General features: G+C 35.3%; 14 protein-coding genes. 10 read left to right on the top strand and 4 right to left on the bottom strand.

Features of this window, described 5'->3' with window-relative positions; translation table 11 throughout:
* Positions 1-211 precede the first annotated feature (211 nt).
* From VB264_RS06860 to VB264_RS06850, 3 genes are all read right to left on the bottom strand, one after another.
* On the bottom strand, positions 212-1,024 hold the full coding sequence (locus VB264_RS06860) for a hypothetical protein (RefSeq protein ID WP_323247912.1): 813 nt from the start codon (positions 1,022-1,024) through the stop codon (positions 212-214).
* Positions 1,025-1,197: 173 nt separating this feature from the next.
* On the bottom strand, positions 1,198-2,028 hold the full coding sequence (locus VB264_RS06855; RefSeq protein WP_323247910.1) for a restriction endonuclease: 831 nt from the start codon (positions 2,026-2,028) through the stop codon (positions 1,198-1,200).
* 271 nt (positions 2,029-2,299) lie between these two features.
* Positions 2,300-3,244 (bottom strand): patatin-like phospholipase family protein, encoded by a 945-nt coding sequence (locus tag VB264_RS06850; protein WP_323247908.1) that lies wholly within the window; start codon positions 3,242-3,244, stop codon positions 2,300-2,302.
* Positions 3,245-3,422: 178 nt separating this feature from the next.
* Here VB264_RS06850 and VB264_RS06845 point away from each other — a divergent pair, with 178 nt between their 5' ends.
* Positions 3,423-4,397: a polyprenyl synthetase family protein gene (locus VB264_RS06845; RefSeq protein WP_323247906.1), complete on the top strand. Its 975-nt coding sequence runs from the start codon at positions 3,423-3,425 to the stop codon at positions 4,395-4,397.
* Positions 4,398-4,528: 131 nt separating this feature from the next.
* Here the strand turns inward: VB264_RS06845 and VB264_RS06840 are convergent, their stop codons facing one another.
* Positions 4,529-5,563, bottom strand: coding sequence for a LacI family DNA-binding transcriptional regulator (locus VB264_RS06840; RefSeq protein ID WP_323247904.1), 1,035 nt, complete (start codon positions 5,561-5,563; stop codon positions 4,529-4,531).
* A gap of 489 nt (positions 5,564-6,052) precedes the next feature.
* Between VB264_RS06840 and VB264_RS06835 the strand changes: the two genes are divergently transcribed.
* The 9 genes from VB264_RS06835 to VB264_RS06795 all read left to right on the top strand — a co-directional run bounded on the left by VB264_RS06835 (position 6,053) and on the right by VB264_RS06795 (position 22,008).
* Positions 6,053-7,333: an MFS transporter gene (locus VB264_RS06835; protein ID WP_323247902.1), complete on the top strand. Its 1,281-nt coding sequence runs from the start codon at positions 6,053-6,055 to the stop codon at positions 7,331-7,333.
* Between the two features lie 280 nt (positions 7,334-7,613).
* Positions 7,614-9,581, top strand: a complete 1,968-nt coding sequence (locus VB264_RS06830) for a glycoside hydrolase family 88/105 protein (protein WP_323247900.1) — start codon at positions 7,614-7,616, stop codon at positions 9,579-9,581.
* Positions 9,582-9,614: 33 nt separating this feature from the next.
* Positions 9,615-10,043, top strand: coding sequence for a nuclear transport factor 2 family protein (locus tag VB264_RS06825; RefSeq protein ID WP_323247898.1), 429 nt, complete (start codon positions 9,615-9,617; stop codon positions 10,041-10,043).
* Positions 10,044-10,230: 187 nt separating this feature from the next.
* Entirely contained in the window at positions 10,231-12,486 is a 2,256-nt protein-coding gene (locus tag VB264_RS06820) for an OmpA family protein (RefSeq protein ID WP_323247896.1), read from the top strand.
* A gap of 376 nt (positions 12,487-12,862) precedes the next feature.
* The gene (locus VB264_RS06815) at positions 12,863-13,465 is read left to right on the top strand and encodes an RNA polymerase sigma factor (protein WP_323247894.1); all 603 of its coding nucleotides are present in this window, start codon (positions 12,863-12,865) and stop codon (positions 13,463-13,465) included.
* Positions 13,466-13,575: 110 nt separating this feature from the next.
* Positions 13,576-14,691 carry a FecR family protein gene (locus VB264_RS06810; RefSeq protein ID WP_323247892.1) on the top strand — a complete coding sequence of 372 codons (1,116 nt, stop codon included), beginning with the start codon at positions 13,576-13,578 and terminating at the stop codon, positions 14,689-14,691.
* A gap of 213 nt (positions 14,692-14,904) precedes the next feature.
* On the top strand, positions 14,905-18,351 hold the full coding sequence (locus VB264_RS06805) for a TonB-dependent receptor (protein WP_323247890.1): 3,447 nt from the start codon (positions 14,905-14,907) through the stop codon (positions 18,349-18,351).
* An 85-nt stretch (positions 18,352-18,436) separates the two neighbouring features.
* The gene (locus VB264_RS06800; protein WP_323247889.1) at positions 18,437-20,245 is read left to right on the top strand and encodes a RagB/SusD family nutrient uptake outer membrane protein; all 1,809 of its coding nucleotides are present in this window, start codon (positions 18,437-18,439) and stop codon (positions 20,243-20,245) included.
* Positions 20,246-20,715: 470 nt separating this feature from the next.
* A complete protein-coding gene (locus VB264_RS06795) occupies positions 20,716-22,008 on the top strand; it encodes a vanadium-dependent haloperoxidase (RefSeq protein ID WP_323247887.1) in 1,293 nt (430 codons plus the stop codon).
* Positions 22,009-22,015: the final 7 nt, after the last annotated feature.

Here is a 22,015-nt window from a genome sequence, read left to right as displayed (position 1 = left end):
TTCTAGCAGAAACAAAATACATAAAAACCCCGAAAATTGCCAGTATTGACACTTTTTCGGGGTTGTTTTATTTATAACGTGTTGATTGTTAGATAATTAAAACCATAAAGGAAAGCCTAATAAAGGCGTGAATTGCACTTCATTATCTTAGAAGCACAAAACCCTCGCTTTTGCAAAACGATTGTTATGTAGCCAGCTTTCTTCTCCTTAGTTATTTTGTCTTTTGCTTCACAATTGGTTCTAATATTTCTTTTGACTTTCTAGCGAGACTATCTGCAGTGATTGAAATTGTTTTTAAGTTGAAATTACCTTGTGAAATTTTGTCGAGCTTTTTAGAAACAGCTTCTAAATTTTTATTTACTTTTTTCAATTGAATTTCTGTTTCTGTTGTCGTGGGTTGTGTCAATTGAGTTAATACATAAATAATTATTCCACTCAACCCAACGGTCAAAACCCATTTAAAAACTTCTCTAACGAATACAGAAAGTTTAGTCGGTGTCCATTTATTGTCAATTACCAAGTTTTTGAAAGTCCGTAGATATGAAACTCTTTGTCTTTGTAAGAATGTAGGATTGCCGTCTAAACTTGTGCTTTCCATATATGCCATTAGTTCTTTCCAATTTTTCTTTAAATACGATTTGTTTTTGAGTTTAATTGGGTCTAACCGAATGTCAAGGGTAATGCTGCTTTCAATAGGTTTTCTATTGTCTGTGTTCGCGGGGAAAATTGAAACAACTACAAAACCACTATCATCACGTTCGTATAAAAGAGTTGCTCCGTATTCTGTTAAAGCTGTCCAATTTCGTCCTTGTGTAATTGCTTCAAATGGTCTGCTACCCCAAAAAATTTCTACTACTCGATTATTTGTCCCACCGGCACGACTGCCAGGGCAAATATTGAGCACATAAATATTTTGAAATTTAGTGGCTTTCGTGTCATTTTCACCAAAGCCACTAAAAGTCGCCACAGCAGTCCTGAAAAATTCATCAAAGTCATTTATTCTTTCGTGTCTTGTCCTTGCCATTGTTTATTATTGTTTGCTGTATCGTTTTAAGCTACCGCATAAGGTTTTCTGATTGGCTATGTGGCAGATTTTAGCACTAAAGTTCAATTGAATTACAAATGTTGAATTACTACCATTAAACCAGTTGTATTGCTTTAGTCCCGCTTTGGTTAATACCTTATTACCTGCTATTTTTATTTAATAGTTCCATCTTTATTGAAGAATTTTATTTCCCCAGTCAAAGCATCTTTTAATATTGCTTTTGCTATTTTTTGCCCATTTATTATTAACTCTTCATCGAAACTAATATTTACATCATATCTATATTGAATAGACTTAATTTTAATTTTTCCAAATTTTTCAACTTTTATATACCCGTCATCAAAATTGTAGAAATGCTCCAAGTCTTTTTCTGCTTTCCAATTTTGAGGTAACTCTTGGTCTAACTGATTAAAGTTCTTTAACCTGTTCTCATTAGAATCGAGTACCCAAAGCTCATCAGCCATTCCACCAATTGAATAATTAAAAGTTTCATTTTCAGGGAGCTTAATATTTGCTCGTACCCATTCTTCATCTACTATGATAAATCGACTTTTTATTTTTGGCAAAACCATTTCCATATTTACAACAATGGTTTTTATTCTTCCTTTCCAATCATCATCTTTCGGTTCTCTTAGTTCTTTAAGGTTTATACCATAATGCTTGGCAAATTCTTTACTCCCTTTTTGATAACCTTCTTTAGTCACCATTATACCATTAATATTTCCGATATCAGCCAGAACACCATAAAAATCGCGAACCTTGCCAACTGAAACAACAGAGTTATAGTTTTTACACTCTATAGCAACCTTGTGTCTTATCTCTGCAATTACATATTCCCAGTAAACGTCAATTTGGTGTTCTTGTCCAGATCTGCCTTTTATCTTGATGTTATGCTTAACCTCAATTGTTGTTAGCCCTTGAACATTAATTAAAGATTGATAAATCTCTTGAGTGAATTTTTCGTATTCAATGTCTTTCTTCATAAAATTACTTCCAACTCGTAAGTATATGCATATTCACGTTTTTCTAAAAACAAACTAATTATACACTTGAATTAATCCATAAAATACGTAATTATCAAATAATTACATTTAAAGCTTTGGGTAAAGCTACATTATAGTAATATAAAAACATATTATAACCATGTCAGACTATTCCAACAAACCATCTCTTCTAATATAATGGGAGAGCTTTATTTAGTGATATGCCAATAGTTTACTCATCACTCACAATTCACTAACTCATCACTAAAAACTACAACTTATACCCTCTCATTTCCTCCATTCCCTGTTCATAACCTAATAAAATCATCCTTTTAATATCATCACTATTAAAGGCTTGAATATCAATGTTCAAATGATGTTGAGGGCGAATGATTTTTAATTTTATTCTGGATTGCCCTGCCAAAATACCAAATTGACTTGGTGAGCCGTCGGCTGGTAAGCATTCATTTCTAAACTCTGCCCAGTCTAAGTCGGCATTCAAACATTCATTTACAGCAATATCCATTACTCTGTCAACCAAAGCTAACAAATTGCCATAAGGGAAATATCCTCCGTCAATATTACGCGTATGACAGGCTACGCAAATAATTTCAGTACCGCCATCTTGAATAGCTTTTTTAACCGGGGCTACATCACGCATACCTCCATCTAGAAAAGCCATATTATTTTGTCCACCAATATTAACTACGGGCATCAAAATAGGAATAGCAGAGGATGCCATGATATAATCTAGAAAATGATCATAAGAGGGATTGGCGTAAACCATATTGCCATTAATAATATCCACAGCACCAACTTTTAGCTGTACAGGACTAGCATTAAGGTTTCGCATAGAAATGTTGTTATTCAAAATTTCTCTCAAAGGTGTTGTATCCAATAAACCTTCAAAATTCCTACGAATAGCACTTAACCCTAACTCATAAGTACCTCTTCTTAGTGACAAACACTCGGGGGCATAAATGTTGTCTATCCAAAAATCGCATAAATCCTTTGATGATTGACTTAAGTTAATATAGCCATCATTTTCAATACTTTGTCTGCCAAAACTGTTAATCAGATAAGACGCATTCATACTGCCTGCAGAAACACCATAAATGGCATCTGGGGAAAACCCTGTTTCAAAAATTGCTTTAACAACACCTGCTTGATACGCACCTTTTACCGACCCACCCGCCAAAACTAAAATTTTACTCATAATTAAATATTGATTTTTAATACTCCAGTCAAGGTTTGGTATGCACTTATGAATGAACAATTTAGCAAAACAAACGATTCATTGAATAACGAACTAAAAAAATAAATTTAGGTTATTAATTAAGGCAATATACATTTTTTTAGAGAAAAGCGTAATTTGCAAGCCATTTAAAAATATCATGAATTTATCTATCAAAGAAATACAGGCTCCTATCCTTACTGAAATGAATGCTTTCGAAGGAAAATTTAAGGAGTTTATGAAAACGAAGGTTATGCTGTTGGATACGATTATGAATTATATCGTACAACGCAAAGGCAAGCAATTACGCCCGATGTTTGTGTTTTTATCAGCTGGAATTTGTGGAGAAATCACTGAAAAAACCTATCGTGGTGCTGCTTTAATTGAATTATTACATACGGCATCGTTGGTTCATGATGATGTGGTGGATGATTCTAATTACCGCCGTGGATTCTTCTCGGTAAATGCACTTTGGAAAAATAAAATTGCCGTTTTGGTAGGTGATTATTTATTAACCAGAGGACTTTTATTGTCGGTTCAACATAACGATTTTGAAAACCTGAAAATCATTTCTACGGCTTTCCAAGAAATTACCGAAGGAGAATTATTACAGATTGAAAAAGCTCGCCGACTGGATATTACCGAAGACGTTTACTTTGAAATCATCCGTCAAAAAACGGCAACCCTTATTGCTGCTTGTTGTGCCGCTGGTGCTAGTTCGGTAGGGGCAGATGAAGAAACTGTTGCCAAAGCACATTCTTTTGGTGAGAAGGTAGGTATTGCCTTTCAAATCAAAGACGATTTGTTTGATTATGGTGATGCTGAAATCGGTAAACCTTTAGGGATTGACATTAAAGAAAAGAAAATGACATTGCCCTTGATTTATGCTCTAAACAAAGCCAATTGGAGTACCAAGCGTAATATCATTAATATCATCAAGAACGAGTCTGATAACCCTAAAAAGGTAGCAGAGGTCATCTCATTCGTAAAACAATCTGGAGGCTTAGAATATGCCACTAAAGTGATGAAAAACATCGTGGAGGAAGCACAGAATATTCTTTCTACCTTCCCTGATTCTATCTACCGAAAATCATTGGCTGGATTGGTTCAATTTACCATTGAAAGGACTAAATAAATTGAACATAACTTGTTAAAAGATTCTTAAGTAATCAATACAATTTAAGCAACGTTTTCATTTGACGTAAATAACTGATAACTAGTAAATTGAAATACTACCGCAACGGCAGATCATTTACTAATCACTACTTATAAATCAATCAGAACCTTATTCTCAGAAGAATTCCTGATAATCAATTCTGTATATAATTTAAACGTTTGATACTTTTTGGGTAGTTTAGATGTATTTTCTATTAGCTCAAACAATAATTCAGCCGAACGTTTACCCATCTCTAAAGCTGGTTGTACAATGGTGCTTAGTGATGGCGCTAGGAGAGAAGCCACTTTTAAATTAGTAAAACCTATCAAAGCTACCTCCTCGGGAATCTTAATTCCTCTTTTTTGCAGGGTACTCAAACAACCTAATGCCAGCCTATCACTCGCCGTAAAGATGGCATCTGGCGGATTGTCGTTGGTAAAAAGTTGGTCTATTACAAACTCAATATCTTGTAAACCATAATTACAATACTTCAACAAAGATTCATCTACAGGAATATTATATTTTGCCAAGGCTGCTAAATAACCTTTTACTCTCTCTTTGGAAATTGATAAATGTGGCGAAGCCGCAATATGGGCAATTCTTTTTCTTCCCGTCTTGATTAAATGTTCGGTGCCTGTAAACGAGCCTTCAAAATTATCTGAAATCACTTTATGTGTATCTATTTCATCCGAAATACGGTCGAATAAAACGATGGGTAAACCTTTGTCATGCAAGTTTTTCAAATGCTCTACGTTAGTCGTTTGTCCCGACAATGAAATCAATAAACCATCTACCCGTCTTGATGTAATATGCTGTGTATTAATTACTTCTCTTTCGTATGACTCATGACTTTGAAAGATAACTACCTGATAACCTTTGTTATAAGCAATATCTTCAATGCCATTAATGGCCTGTGAAAAGAAAGGATTATCAATTTCAGGGACTATTACACCGATAGATCTGCTCTTGTTTTCTTTTAAACTTAAGGCAATTGGATTGGGCTGATAATTAAACTTTTCGGCATATTCCATCACCAAGCGTTTGGTTTCTGGATTAATCTCATGACTCCCTCTTAATGCTCTCGAAACGGTTGAAGTCGAGAGGCTCAAGGCCTTAGCAATATCTTTAATGGTAATATGTTCCAAAATGTTATTTCTTTGAATTGTACAAATTTTTGATTCCTTTTCTCGTGCCGTTTTTTCTATGTTGAGATGACAATTTTTAGCTAAATATGTTATCCTACAAATATAGAAATTTAAATTTTGTATGAATGGCAACGTTCCCGAAAAGATTTACGAAAAATATTCAATAAAATGTTTGTATCCTTCTACTTTAAGAGATATGTTTATCTAAACCTTTGTTCAGAACAGACAATAGAACAAAATGCCATTTCTTGAAATAATCTAGTTATACTAGTTTACTAAAACGCTTTTTTGGGGGAAAATATTTTTCAATAATTTCTATTAAAAGAATAAGGCTTAAATACTGTATAATTACTCATTAATCTGGAATCATTTTTTATAAATCAAGTAAAAAATAAGTGTTTTTCCCTTTTAGTGAAGTATGATTAATGTTCATTTTTAGATAGAGATGAAATATTAATTGCTTAAATGTTATAGTCTAACCCCAAAAAAATGAACAAGACAATTGGTAAGTACCGTTGGCAAATAGTTGCGCTACTTTTTTTTGCTACAACCATCAACTATTTAGACCGACAAGTGATAGGTCTTTTGAAACCAACTTTAGAAAAACAATTTAGCTGGACAGAAACAGATTATAGTAGAATAGTAATAGCTTTTCAGGCCGCTTATGCACTGAGTTTAATGGCTTTTGGTGGTATTATTGATAAGATAGGTACAAAACTGGGCTATACAATTTCTGTGATTATGTGGAGTCTTGCTGCCATTGCTCATGCGTTTGCAAAAAGTACTTTCGGGTTTGGCTTAGCTAGAGCAGCGCTTGGTTTAGGGGAGGCGGGCAACTTTCCAGCAGCCATTAAGGCAACGGCTGAATGGTTTCCTAAAAAAGAAAGAGCTTTGGCAACGGGTATCTTTAACTCAGGAGCTAACATTGGTGCAGTAGTAGCACCTATTATGGTACCTTGGATTTTGGGTTCTTATGGTTGGGAAATGGCTTTTATCATTACAGGTGGAATAGGCTTTGTTTGGTTAATCTTCTGGATAATTTATTATGAGGTTCCATCGAGGCATAAAAAATTAGAGAAACCTGAATATGATCACATTCATAGTGATGCTGAACCCGTGAATGCTAATGAAAAGCCTGTTACTTGGATAAAGCTTTTTGGCATTAGACAAACCTATGCTTTTGTTTTTGGAAAAATGTTGACAGACCCTATTTGGTGGTTTTTCCTATTTTGGTTGCCGTCATATTTTTCAACGAGGTTTAATTTAGATTTGAAAAAACCAAGCTTGCCTTTGATTTTGGTTTATACAGCTACTACCATCGGAAGTATTGGTGGAGGATATTTGTCAGGATACTTTATCAAAAAAGGTTGGGAAATTCCCAAAGCCAGAAAAGTATCGATGTTTATTTTTGCTATTTGTGTGGTACCAATTATGGCTGCCCGTTATGCCACTAACATCTGGGAAGCTGTAGCATTAATCAGTATTGCGGCGGCGGCTCACCAAGCTTGGAGTGCTAATATTTACACCGTAGCATCTGATATGTTTCCTAAAAAAGCAATTAGTTCTGTCATCGGTATTGGTGGGATGGCTGGCTCTGTAGGAGGAATGATTTTCCCTTTTGTAGTTGGTTCATTACTGGATACTTATAAAGCCTCCGGTGATATCAATGCAGGGTATAATATCATCTTTTTATTATGTGGAAGTGCATATATTTTAGCTTGGGGAATTATGCATCTTTTTGCTCCACGCAATGCTCAAGTAGAGATTTAAGTAATAGAGGAATTGAGTGATTTAGTGAATGAGTGATTTAGCGATTAATTGTTTGATTATCACTAAATTATTCTACACGGATGTCGTTTAGGTTCATTACTTAATATAAAATAAACGATGTTGTTGTATCAATTAAAGTATTGAATATTAATGTTTGATTTTCCTAATCAATTGTTACCGTTTGATGACAACTTACTTAGGCAAGGACAATTTTAAACTCACAATTCATCACTCACAACTCATTGCTTACAGCTCACAACAAATAATTATTTAACAAAAAATGCAAAGAAAACTTTTTTTTACCATTCCTATTGTTAGCAAGTGTAGTATAATTCTTGCTGGAATTTGCCTTTTCTTTTCGATGAATACTTCGTTTGCACAAACGAAATGGTCTACGAGGATGGCAGATATTATGCTAGATGTTCACAAAGACTCTATTACGTACAAAGAAGAGGGAAAGCGCGCTCGTTGGGACTATGAACAAGCTATTCTTTTGAAAGCCATTGAAAGAGTATGGTATCGTACTGGCGACGCTAAATATTATCGTTTTATCTTGAACAACATGGATGCTTATGTAAACGATAAAGGTGAAATCAAGACATACCGATACGATAACTTCAATTCTGATAATATTACTGGTGGTCGTTCTTTAGTAATGCTTTACCGTGAGTCGGGGAAAGAAAAATTCAAATTAGCTGCCGATTTACTTAGAAAACAGTTATCTGAACAACCACGCACTAAAGAAGGAGGTTTTTGGCACAAACAAATTTATCCAAATCAAATGTGGTTAGATGGTTTGTATATGGTAGAGCCTTTCTATGCAGAATATAGCAAAGCTTTTAATCAGCCACAGAATTTTGATGATATCGCCAACCAATTTATTTGGATGGAAAAAAATGCCCGTGACCCTAAAACAGGTTTGTTATACCATGGTTATGACGAAAGTCGCGAACAAAAATGGGCAGATAAAACTACTGGTGTTTCTCCAAACTTCTGGGGACGTTCAATCGGTTGGTACATCATGGCTTTAGCAGATGTGTTGGATACTTTCCCAAAAGACCATCCAAAACGTAAGGAGCTAATCGCAATTTATCAAAGACTAGCGGCTGCTATCGTGAAATATCAAGACCCGAAAGAAGGTTGTTGGTATCAAGTTGTGGATAAAATCAATGGTAAAGGCAATTATCTTGAAGCATCAGGTTCTTCAATGATGGTTTATGGATTGGCAAAAGGTGCTAGAATGGGATATATCGATAAGGCTTATTATCAAAATGCTAAAAAAGGATATGATGGAATTTTAAGAAACTTTATTTCTACAGAAAGCAATGGCATCAATCATCTCGAAAAAGTAGTATTGGTAAGTGGCTTAGGCGGAAATCCATACCGTGACGGTAGCTATGAATATTACCTTAAAGAGCCTATCCGTCGTGATGACTTAAAAGGTATGGCTCCATTCATCATGGCAAGCGTTGAAATGGAAATTGCTGAAGATTTAGGGGTAGGTGCAGGTAAAAAAGTAGGGTTAGATAATTATTTCAACCACGAAATGCGTACTACTCGTGAAGGCATTACTGAGCCATATCATTATACATGGTATGATGGTAAAGATTCTGGCTTTACCTTATGGGGAAGTATTTTTGAAAATTATGGTGCTGAATTACGTACAGTTTCGACTGCACCAAGAGCCGAAAATTTAAAAGATTTAGATGTTTATATCATTGTTGACCCTGATACTAAAAAGGAAACACCAAACCCTAATTTTGTAGAAGCACAGGATATTACAGCGATTGAAAACTGGGTAAAAGCTGGGGGTACTTTAGTATTGATGGCTAATGATTCTGCTAATGTTGAATTGCCACATTTCAATAAACTGGCTGCTAAGTTCGGTATTCAGTTTACTAACAAAAGTATCAATATGGTGAAAAATAATGTGTATGAACAAGGACGTGTAACAATACCTGCTAATCACCCTATTTTTAAAGATGTTAGTAAAGTATTCGTAAAAGAATTATCTGTTTTATCGGTAAAAGCACCAGCAAAAGCTACTATTAGTGAAGGTAACGACGTTATCATAGCAGTAGCCAAAGTAGGCAAAGGAACAGTATTTGCCATTGGTGACCCTTGGATTTACAATGAATACTTAAACGGAAAACGTTTGCCAATGGAATTTGAAAATTTCAAAGCAGCTAAAAACTTATCAGTTTGGTTGTTGCAAAAAGGCAATACTAAAACACAGAGTAAAAAATAAATAATGTGTATTCGTACAATAAATTTTAACATAATGAAAACGCTATTAATATTAAGTACCATCTTATTAGGAACGATAACCATGAGCCAAGCACAAACAGATGATGAAGCAAAAGTAGCTGCTGCCGTCGAGACATTTAGAAAAGCTGTAGTGGATGCAGACAAAGCAACACTAGAAAAAATATTGGATGATGATTTGAGTTACGGACATTCGGGCGGAAGCTTGGAAGGAAAGGCTCATTTAATTGAGACCTTGATGAACGGCGATTCTGATTTCAAAACAATGAATTTGACAGAACAAACAATCAAAATTATTGGTAATACTGCCATTGTTCGCCATAAGTTATACGCTGAAACGAATAATCGTAATGTACCAGCAACGGTGAAATTAGGTATTTTGCTTGTTTTTCAAAAAACTAAAAAAGAATGGAAATTAATTGCTAGACAAGCCGTTAAAATCTAAACTTCAAAATATCATTTACCTAGTGAAAGTAAAGGTTTGGATGAATTTCCAAACCTTTTTTATTGGTTTTAATCTTAAAACCTAAATATCTTGTGCTAGTTTTGAGATATTGTTTGTTATTTTAGATAAATAATACTGTTAAACAATTATCATTCAACACATTTATAGGTAGTATACCATTACTATAATGATAACCCAAATCTATAAAATAGGTCTAGTTTTATGTGTGTTTTTGCTTGGCACATTTGGGGATGTCTATGCTCAAACCAAACTAAAGGCTGCCAATTACCAATTTGAAAAGCTAAGTTATCTTGAAGCTATTCGCTTGTATGAAGATTTTTTACGTGAAAGCCAAGACATTCAAAGCACCTTAGAAGCATTAAGAAAACTGGGTTTTTCTTATCGGAAAATACAAGATACTAAAAATGCAGAAAGAGTATATTTCAATATCATTAAAGATTATCCAGATGTTGAGAGTGAGATTTATCTGTATTATGCTCAGGCCTTAGCATCCAATCAAAAATATCGTGAATCACAGAAATATTATTCATTGTATGGCGAAAAACAAAAAGCTGATTTAAGAGGAAAGCGTTTTACGATTTCATACATGGACATGAGTCAGTTTTACCGAGATTCATCTTCCTATAAAATCGAATACCTCAATATTAATTCTCGCCAAGCAGACTTTAGTCCGATGTATTACAAAGGAGGTTTAGTTTTTTGCTCGGCTCGTGACGAATCTGGGGTAATAAAACGTGTTTTTGGATGGAACCAAACGCCCTTTCTAAATTTATACATTGCTACCGATACAGCTTTGTTATCGCCCAAATTGGGCTTACAGGGTGCTACATCGTTAGGGGGAATGTCGTCAAGCACCAGTAATAATGAAGCAGTTGCACAAGACCTACCATTAAGCAAAATTGAAGATTTTAGCAGAGTGCTCAATACAAAATACCATGAAGGGCCAGTGAGTTTTTTTAAAGATTGGAAACGGGTTATTTTTACAAGAAATAACTATAACAATGGTAAGGCTAGGCAATCAAAAAGTGGCACGAATGGACTAAAATTATATATTGCCAATTTAAACAGAACAAATTGGAGCGATGTAAAAGAGTTGCCCTTTAATAGCAATGAGTATTCGTGTGGGCATCCTGCATTGAATGTAGATAATACCAAACTATATTTTGTTTCTGATATGCCAGGTGGTTTTGGCGGAACAGATATTTATGTAGTTGACTATAGCAATGGAAGATGGGGAACGCCAGTAAATGCAGGACGGGAAATTAATACAGAAGGAAATGAAATGTTCCCCTATATCGATGAGAACGATAACCTATATTTTGCCTCAGATGGACATGAAGGGCTCGGCGGATTAGATATTTTTTATGCAGAAAGAAAAGATGGTGCATTCGTTGGAACGGTAGTAAATGTAGGTGCTCCTTTAAACTCTGAAAAAGATGATTTCGGCTTGATTACTGATGGTGCTAGAAATTCAGGATACTTTTCATCAAACCGTAAAAAGGGCATTCATGATGACAATATTTATAGTTTTAGAAGAGAGTGCCATCCATTAAATATTATGGTGTATGATGCTTTGACGAAAGCGCCTTTAGAGGAGGTTGACATTAGAAGTGTAATTAATGGAGAAAACCAAGAATTGAAAGTGACTAATGCAGAAGGAGCGATGTCAATTTGCTTGCAATCGCTATCTGAGTATGAGTTCAAGGCGATTAAAGAAGGCTACCAGATGAATTCAATTACGTTCTCTACCAGAAGTAATACTGCTCAGAATACTACCTTGGCTATTTATCTTGAAAAATCTAATACTTCGGTATTAAAAGGTATTGTGAAGTCGGAAGTAAATCAGAAGCCAATTGCTGGTGTGCAAGTAACCTTAGAAAACCAGCAAGACAAGACTAAGCAAACCGTCATTACGGGTGAAGATGGAGGGTATGAATTTGAAGTTAAACCCGAAACAGAAAACAAGTTAACGGTTGAAAAAGATAATTATGCTACCAATAGCGAAGTAATTAAGAACATAGATAATCGCCAACATGTACAAGAAATGTATGGCAAAGGAGATATTATCAAACTAAATAATATTTATTATAACCTTGATAAGTATTTTATCCGTGCTGATGCAGCCCAAGAATTAGAAAATACGCTTTTGCCAATTCTCCAGAAATATCCTACTATGAAAGTTGAGATTCGTTCACACACGGATTCAAGGGCGAGTGCGGCCTATAATTTGGAGTTATCACAGAAAAGAGCCAAAGCTGTTGTCGATTTTTTGGTTGAAAGCGGCATAGACCCTAATCGCCTTGTGGCTAAAGGGTACGGGGAAAACCAACCCATTAATGAATGCATCGACGGAGTGCCTTGTACGGAAGAACAATATCAGGAAAATAGGAGGACAGAGTTTAAAATATTATCAGTGAAATAATATTGCGTAATTGTTGTTTCACGAAAAGCCAAGAACCATTACAGTTTACTGTGGTTTTTGGCTTTTTTATTTCCATTAACCATTTTTTTAACCAGAACTTTTCCAATAATTTATTATAATATAAATAGTTGAGTATTGAAATGCTTAAAATCTCTTTATAATAATAACAGATTTTACTTAGCGTATATCGCTGTGGTTTTAGTCAATCAAAATTTTGCAGGATGAAACTATCATTACATTTTTATGTATGGTATTGATATCATGACAGATTAAGATTTTATTAACATAAATTTAAGTATTTCAATATTTATTTGTAAATTTCCACAGTTATCATTGCTGGTTTACAGTTAACATAATTGCTTATGTCCAAATTACTATGAAACTCTCTAATCTAAATCCTGAAAATTATATTGACCAATTCGTATGGCTTAGATTTCTTGAAGGAGAAAAGTCAGCATTCGAGGAATTGATGAAAGCTAATTTTTCATCATTATTTCATTATGGCTCAAAATTTTCTAAGGACAAGGAGTTTATTAAAGATTGTATTCAAGATTTATTTTTGCAACTATGGGAGCGTCGTGAGCACCTATCAAATGAAATTGTTGTAAAACCTTATTTGATGGCTTCGTTAAGAAGAAGAATTCATAGAGCATCTCTTCAACTTCGTTTTTCTGACCCTTATACTGAAGCAAATGATATTTTTGATATTGAATTTTCTATTGAAGAAAAATTTATTCAGGATGAAACAAGTTTGGTGCTAGCCCAACGCATTAAACAAGTAATTGAAACTTTGCCAAAAAGACAAAAAGAAGTTATTTATCTTAAATTTTTCCAAGAATTAGAGCGTGACCAAATCGCTCAGATTATGGATATTGCCCCTCAGACAGCCTCAAATCTTCTTCAGATGGCTATTAAACAACTCAAAAAATATTGGACTACCGAGTTTATTGCGTTGTTTTTACCGCTTTTATTACGCTAATAAAGGCTTCAAAATAGTTAATTTAACTTTTTTTATATTTTTTTTAATAATTTATGGTATCTGTGTACCATTGATGTCTAACGCTATATAGAAAGGTATTATTAAGCTATATGAAAAATTATCGTGACTTCAATACAGAAGACTTTGTGTGGGATATTAATTTCCGAAATTGGGTATTAAGTCCAAACAGAGAAGTGAATGCCTTTTGGGAAAAATGGTTAGAGGCAAATCCAGAAAAAACGCCTCAAGTAGAAAAAGCGAAGTCAATTGTAAAAGCACTGGTTATTAAAGACCTATCATTAGAAAAAACAGAGGTAGAAGAATTAGTAAAAAATACTGTTTCAAAAATTGATGAGCAAGAGAATAATACGACTAAAAAAATAAGATGGTTCAGCACAAGTAAAAATCAATGGCTTAAAGTAGCTGCTTTAATAGCCATAATCATTGGCTTAGGCATTACTTATCATCAATTATTGAATGAGATAAACGAGCCAAAAGGAATTTATGAAAAACACGTTGCTGCTAATCCTGAGAAACTAATAGAAGTAAAGAACGACCATGAAAGCCCTTTGCCAATTCAGCTAATAGATGGAAGTTTAGTCTTACTGAAGAAAGGAAGTAAAATTAGTTATTTAAAGCAATTCGAGGGTAACAATCGTGAAATCTACCTTTCGGGCGAGGCTTTTTTTGAAGTGACTAAGAATCCAGAGAAACCATTTTTAGTGTATGCTAATGGTTTAATTACCAAAGTGTTGGGTACAAGTTTTACTGTTCGTGCTTATGACAAAGAAAAGGAAGTGACCGTAGAAGTAAAAACAGGAAAAGTATCTGTCTTTGCCCAATCAGATACGAGGGTTGAAGAAAAAGCTACAAGTAGAGAATTGAAAGGCGTAGTGTTGACCCCTAATCAAAAGATTGTTTATGCTCGCGAAGAAGTAAGAATGGATAAATTGTTGGTTGAACTCCCTAAAATTACCATCAAAAAGAATACAAAACCACAATTTGAATTTGAAGATACGCCTGTAAGCGAAGTATTACAAACCCTAGAAAAAGCTTATAGTATTGACATCGTTTTTGATGAAGAATTATTATCCAATTGCCCATTGACAGCTTCGTTAACCGACTTACAACTATTTGACAAACTAGATATTATCTGTAAAGGAGTTGAGGCTCGTTACGAAATTCTGGATGGTCAGATTGTAATTTATAGCAAAGGCTGCAAATAAAGTAAACCTTAAACTAAATATTGAATTTTAATTAAACCAAGACTATTTAACTAGATGAAACACTAAAAACCGACTCCACAAAAAAAGTCGGTAATGTTCCCGCATTACCGACCTTAAAATTCCCTTTTTGGTTACAGCCAATGAACACTTTACTAGGTAAAGTGCGGGAATTGTTTTGCTCAAATTCAACCTAAACAAAACATCTCCAAATGTATGAAAAAAACATTACAAATCCATAAGTTACTACTTACGGCTATGAAAATTACACTCACTCAAGTTTTTCTTGCAATCGGGCTTATGAGCTCCACTCTTGCGAGTAATACTAATGCCCAAAATGTTCTAAGTCAACGAGTAACATTGCAAGCTCAGGAGTTAGGCATGAGAAGTGTACTAACCCAAATTGAAAAACAAACAGATGTAAAGTTTGTTTTTAGCTCAAAGCTTATCCAATCAAACAGAAAAATTAGTGTTGATTTCCAGAATGCTCAATTGTCAAAAATTTTTGATAATCTGTTTAAGCCTTTGCACCTCACTTACGAGATTTCTGGTAAAATGGTCATCATCAATCGTTCTACTGGGAGCTCCTCTACAACCAATACGCTCCAAGAAAGTGATGATATATTAAGTATTGAGATTTTAGAGCAAACTATAACAGGAACCGTTACTGACGAAACGGGGCAAGTATTGCCGGGTGTTAACATCCTAATTAAAGGAACCCAGCGAGGAGCCATCACTGATGCTAAAGGGCAATACAAAATAGCTGTACCCGATAATAATAGCATTTTGATTTTTAGCTCAATTGGTTTTCAAAAAAGAGAAGTAGTGGTAGGTGGTAAATCAGTACTAAACATTACGTTGTCGACTGATGCCCAGTCGCTTGATGAAGTAGTAGTAGTGGGATATGGTACTGAGAAAAAAGTAACTGTGACTGGCTCTGTAGTATCTGTAAAAGGTTCAGAGGTAGTACAATCTCCCTCTATGAATGTCAGTAATAGCTTAGTTGGGCGTTTACCCGGCCTAGTCGCTGTAACATCAAGTGGTGAACCAGGATACGATGGTGCAACATTACGCATCAGGGGTGTAAACACGCTAGGAGATAGCAGTCCGTTGGTGGTAGTGGATGGTGTACCTGGTCGTTCACTTGAAAGATTAGACCCAAGTACGATAGAAAGTATAACCATCTTAAAAGATGCCTCTGCTGCAATTTATGGTGCTCAGGCTGCCAATGGCGTTATTTTAGTAACTACTAAAAGGGGAGCAAGTGGTAAGCCAACGATTACTTTTAACCTTAATCAAGGTTTTGGACAGCCTACCCGCTTGCCAGCAATGGCAAATGCAGCTGAGTATGCTACTATGCTCAATGAAATAGATGCTTATGCAAATAGAACAGGTAGATTCACGGCACAAGAAGTGCAAAAATTTAGAGATGGTTCTGACCCTTGGCGTTATCCTAATACTGATTGGTTTGGGGCTGTATTAAAACCATCCTCTTCACAAAACTATGCCAACATTGGTATTGCTGGTGGGAGTGATAACTTTAAATACTTTGTATCGTTCGGTGCTAAAAGCCAAGACGGTTACTATAAAAACAGTGGTACAAAATACAACCAATATGATTTTAGGAGTAATATAGATGCTAAAATTAGCAAAAATATAAGTTTTGGATTTGATGTTTCTGGAAGAATGGAAGATAGAAATTATCCTACACGTAATGCTGGAAGTATTTTTAGAATGGTGATGCGTGGCAAACCTAATTTGCCTGCTTATTGGCCAGACGGAACCCCTGGTCCAGATATTGAATATGGTGATAATCCAGCAGTAGTAAGTACTGATGCTACAGGATATGATAGAGATAAATGGTATTACCTAAATAGTAATATGAAACTGAATATTCAGATTCCTTGGGTGAAAGGTTTATCTTTCTTGACTACTGCCAGTATAGACAAAGGGCTACGTTTTGATAAGAGATTTGAAACTCCTTGGTATTTGTATTCTTGGGATGGTCAGACGGTTGATGCTAGCGGTAAACCTGTGTTAGTAAAAGGTAAAAAAGGCTTTGATGATGCTCGTTTAACAGAACAGATGGAGGATAATCATAGTATTTTGATGAACTCAATTCTGAACTATGAAAGACAGATTGGTAGCCATCATTATATGAAGTTTATGGTTGGTACTGAGACCCGTTCTGGACAAATGGACAAATTCTCTGCCTATCGTAGATACTTTGTTTCTACGGCAATTGACCAACTTTTTGCAGGAGGAGATTTACAGAAAGATAATAATGGGTCAGCTTCACAGAATGCACGTAGAAACTTTTTTGGTCGTGTAAACTACAATTATAAAGAAAAATATTTGGCCGAATTTGTATGGCGTTATGATGGCTCATACATTTTCCCTGCCGACAAACGATATGGTTTCTTCCCTGGTGTTTCTTTAGGATGGAGATTATCAGAAGAAGAATTTTGGAAAGATAAGGTGTCATTTATTGATAACATGAAGTTGCGTGCATCGTGGGGACAAACTGGTAACGACCGTATCTCAGAATGGCAATATCTTTCTTCTTATGGTTTCTTTGCCAATAGCGGAGGGGTTCCTCAGCCACTTATTTTGGGCATAGACCAAGAAAACAAAACCCTTTATGAAACACGTATTCCTAACTTAAACGTAACATGGGAGGTAGCCAATCAGGCCAATGTTGGGTTTGATATGCAATTGTTAAAAGATAAACTATCGTTTTCTGCTGACTACTTCTACAATACTCGTTCGCAAATTTTGTGGCCAAGAAATGCCTCAGTACCTACATCAACGGGACTATCATTGCCAAGCGAAAATATTGGTAAGGTAGCTAATACAGGTTTTGAGTTTGATATTAATTATCATAACAAGTCAAGAGATTTCAGTTACCAGATTGGTTTTAACGGAGGGTATTCAAAAAATAAAATTGTATTCTGGGATGAAGCACCCGGTGCGCCAGATTATCAAAAAACTACAGGATATCCTATTCCTACTGACCCAAAAAATCCTACGGCAGATTTGTATTATAATGCTATTGGTATTTTTAAAGATCAGGCATCGGTGGATGCTTATCCACATTGGGATAATGCTAGACCGGGCGATGTGATTTTTGAGGATGTGAACAAAGATGGTAAAATTGATGGAAACGACCGTATAAGAAATACTAAAAGTAATATTCCACGCTTTACAACGGGCTTTTCGGCTAATCTTCGCTATAAGCAATTTGACCTGAGCATTTTGTTTCAAGGAGCTTTTGGAGCAGTGAATTATATCTCTACAGAGTCGGGTGAAATTGGTAATTTCTTGAAAAGTTTTTATAACGAACGTTGGACGCCCGAGAATCCAAATGCTAGCGGCCCAAGAACTTTCAACCGTAGTAATGAATATTGGGTAAGTAATAGAAATACCTATTTCTTGAAAAACACTGATTATATCCGTTTGAAAAACATTCAATTTGGATATTCTCTTCCAAAAAAACTAAGTCAAAAACTAGGTTTAGAAGGAGCGAGAATTTATGTGAGCGGTCTTAACTTATGGACATTCAGTCCAGACTATAAAGACTTTGACCCAGAAATGGGAAGCGGAAGCGGACAAGGTTATCCACTTCAAAAAGTGCTTAATACAGGGCTTTCGTTTACATTCTAAATTTTGATTCTTGAAGATCAAATAATTCTTGGTGAGTGCTGATTAATCAATACTCATTGCAGGAATTACATAAACATTTAATCAGATGAAAAAAACAATATATATTTTACTTACAACTGCCTTAGTGCTTCTTAACACTATTTCGTGTAAAACTGACCTTGACCTTCAGCCTTTAGATCAGTTTTCAGAAGATGCCGTTTGGAAAGACCAAGCCTTGGTAACTACTTTCGTCAATAATATTTATTTAGGCATTCCGCATGGTTTCAGTAATATGATGATGGCATCATTGAGCGATGAGTCGATGTATAATGCTGATTTTGGAAGCAGCAACGTTACTAAATGTTTAGTCACAGCCAGCGACTATTCGGTTTGGGATTTCTGGTCGGGCAATCGCTACAAAGGGATGATTTGGGCAAACGTTTACAAGTATATACGTGCCTGCAACCTTTTTCTTGAAAAAATAGAAAATACACCCTTTGATAACGCTGATACAAAGAAAAGATTGACAGGAGAAGTATATTTCCTAAGAGCCTATTTATATCATAATCTTGTATCAGTTTACGGTGGTGTGCCTATTATTACGAAAGCTTATAAGTTGTCTGATGATTTTACTCCTGCTAGAGATACCTATGAAAATTGTATCAAATTTATTGTTGACGATTGCGATAAAGCAGCACAAAACCTATTATTGGCAAACTCTGGAGCCGATAAAGGCAGGGCTACCAAAGGGGCTGCTTTGGCACTAAAAGCAAGAGTATTATTACATGCAGCAAGCGATTTGTACAATAAAACACCTACTTGGGCAGGAAGTTATACACATCCAGAATTGATTGGTTATGTTGGTGGTGACCGCAATGCAAGATGGTTAGCTGCTAAGAACGCAGCGAAAGCTGTAATCGATTTAGGTGCGTATAGTATTTACAAAGGCAGTCCCGCAGCAGGTGACTCCACTGCAAAAAACTATGGAGAAATGTTTTTGGTGAAAGAAAACGTAGAAGATATTTTCGTAAGATTCTTTTTGCCTAAAACAGAAGATAGTTGGGATGGGTATAACCCAGGTTTGTTTAATAACCCAAATGGTTATCATGGTTGGGGAAGCAATACGCCATTACAGCAACTGGTAGATGCCTATGAAATGAAAGACGGCTCTAAGTTTAGTTGGTTAAATACAACACAGGCTAAAAATCCATACAAAAATCGTGATCCACGTTTTTATGCTACTATCCTTTATGAAGGCGTTCAGTGGCGTAAACGTCCCTCAGATGTAACAGCATCAGACCCTAAAGGAGTAATACAGGTGGGGTTTTGGGAAAAATGGAACGCAACGTCTAATGCTGTGGATGTAGTGGCTGGTCTCGATACGCGGAAAGGCCCTATTGAAGACTGGAATGGTACTTATTCTGGATATTATCTTCGAAAGTTTATTGATCAGACGATTGATGCGCAATACGTAAAACAAGATTTCCCTTGGAGATATATTAGATATACCGAAGTGATTTTAAATTATGTAGAAGCTTGCATCGGTTTAGGGCAAGATGCCGAAGCTCGCCAATACTTGAATATGATTCGTAAAAGAGCAGGAATGCCAGACGTAACTGAAAGCGGACAAGCGTTGTCAGAGCGTTATAGAAATGAAAGAAGGGTAGAGCTGGCTTTTGAAGATCATCGTTTCTTTGATGTTCGCCGATGGATGATAGCGCCTACTACTTTTGATAATGCCAAAGGGATAGAGATTAGGTATCCATTAAATCCAGATAAAACAACATCAAGTACTCCTAACTATAAAGTGATAGATATACAAGATAGGAACTGGAAAGATAGGGCTTACTTTTTGCCTATAAAGTTAGAAGAGCTGAATAAAAATAGCAATCTGATTCAAAATCCATTATACTAATATTGCAAGTCCCTTTACTGAATAAGTAAAGGGATTTTTTTTTATCAGCGGGTCTTAGGGTTCTCAAATTGGATAGATAGTTCAAGAAATGCTTAGGCAATTTTAAAAATAAAACATTAAAATGAGGAATTGAATAGGTTTTAATGCGAAATTGACAATAATTTGGCATGGTTTTGGTTACTTTTTATCAATTGATGAATAAATTCTACGTTACTTTAATAACTTTTGATGCCTTAAGGAGTTTGCATTAGCTGTTAGCTAATGTTGTTTTGTTGGAAATTCTTCTGTTGATAATTTAAAATATGATTTTTTACATAATTAATAAGCATATATACGTTAATACTAATTCATTGTGCTTGCCTATTAAGCAAGAAATATTCTATGACAAGAGACTAATAAAAACTTTTATATTTGTGTCGATTCTTTGTTTGTCCTATTGGAGTGCTCAAGGTCAAGCAATAAAAAATAAGGTGCAAACAAGTGAGCCTGTAAAAAAAGTTGTCTCTTCTGAAGTAGCTCTTCTATGGGGAAAAATGGCTTTGACAACGATGAAAAATACACCCGGAGGTTCGCCTACTTATGGCTCACGTTCTTTGGGGTATTTAGGTTTAACCATGTATGAATGTGTAGTGGCAGGGGCAGTTGGGAAAAATTCATTAGCAGGGAAATTACAAGGATTAAATAACTTACCTAAACCTACAATTGGGCAGACTTACAATTGGGCATTATCACTAAATGCAGGGCAAGCCTTTCTTTTGAAACAATTATATCAACAATCTGCTAAGAAAAACATTGATGCAATAGATTCTTTAGAGACTGCTATTTATAACAATGAGCTTAAAACAACTGATGAAAAAGTAGCTGAACGTTCAAAAGCTTTTGGTTTATCTGTGGCTCAGGCAATTTTCGAATGGTCGAAATCAGACGGAGGTCATGAAGGATATAAAAGGAATTTTGATACAGCTTATAAAGTGCCTGTAGGTAAAGGTTTATGGAAAGCGCCTGTTAAAGGGCAATCAAAGATTCCTCTTCCTTTACATCCATATTGGGGCAAAAACAGAACCTTTGCGCCATTGAATGGAGTATTGCCGATTCCAACAATGATTGGTTATGACTATAGGACTGATTCAAAATACTATGCTTATATGTATGAGGTTTATATGAAACGTAAGACATTGACGCAGGAGGAAAAAGAAATAGCCAACTGGTGGGGAGACGACCCTTCGGAAACATTTTCGCCACCTGGACATTCATATAACATTGCTAATTTTGCTGTTCAAGGGGCAAAACCAGATTTATTTAAAGCGGCTGAAACGTATGCCAAAGTTGGAATGGGGGTGGCTGATTCATTTATTAATTGTTGGAAAACAAAATATATTTATAATGCTCAACGGCCATATTCTTTTATTTATTTCAATATTGATACCCTTTGGGATTTATATTGGCCTGAGCCGCCTTTCCCAGCTTATTATTCTGGGCATGCTGTTCAAAGTGCATCAACGGCCACTATTTTGACAGATTTATATGGACCAAATTTTAGTTTCGTTGATGATTCGCACGTAGGAAGACCAAGAGATGCAGAGAGGAATACAGACTATAAAGCAAGAAGTTTTAAATCGTTTTGGGCTGCCGCCGAAGAATCTGCTATGTCGCGTTTATATGGAGGAATTCATACCCGACAAGATAATGAAGTCGGTTTAGTAGAAGGCAAAAAAGTAGGAAAGAATATTAATTCATTACCTTGGAATAAAGTCCAAAAATAAGATTAAT

It is taken from the genome of Arcicella aquatica (assembly GCF_034928825.1).
Classification (GTDB): domain Bacteria; phylum Bacteroidota; class Bacteroidia; order Cytophagales; family Spirosomataceae; genus Arcicella; species Arcicella aquatica.
This window is presented reverse-complemented; position numbering and strand designations above follow the sequence as displayed.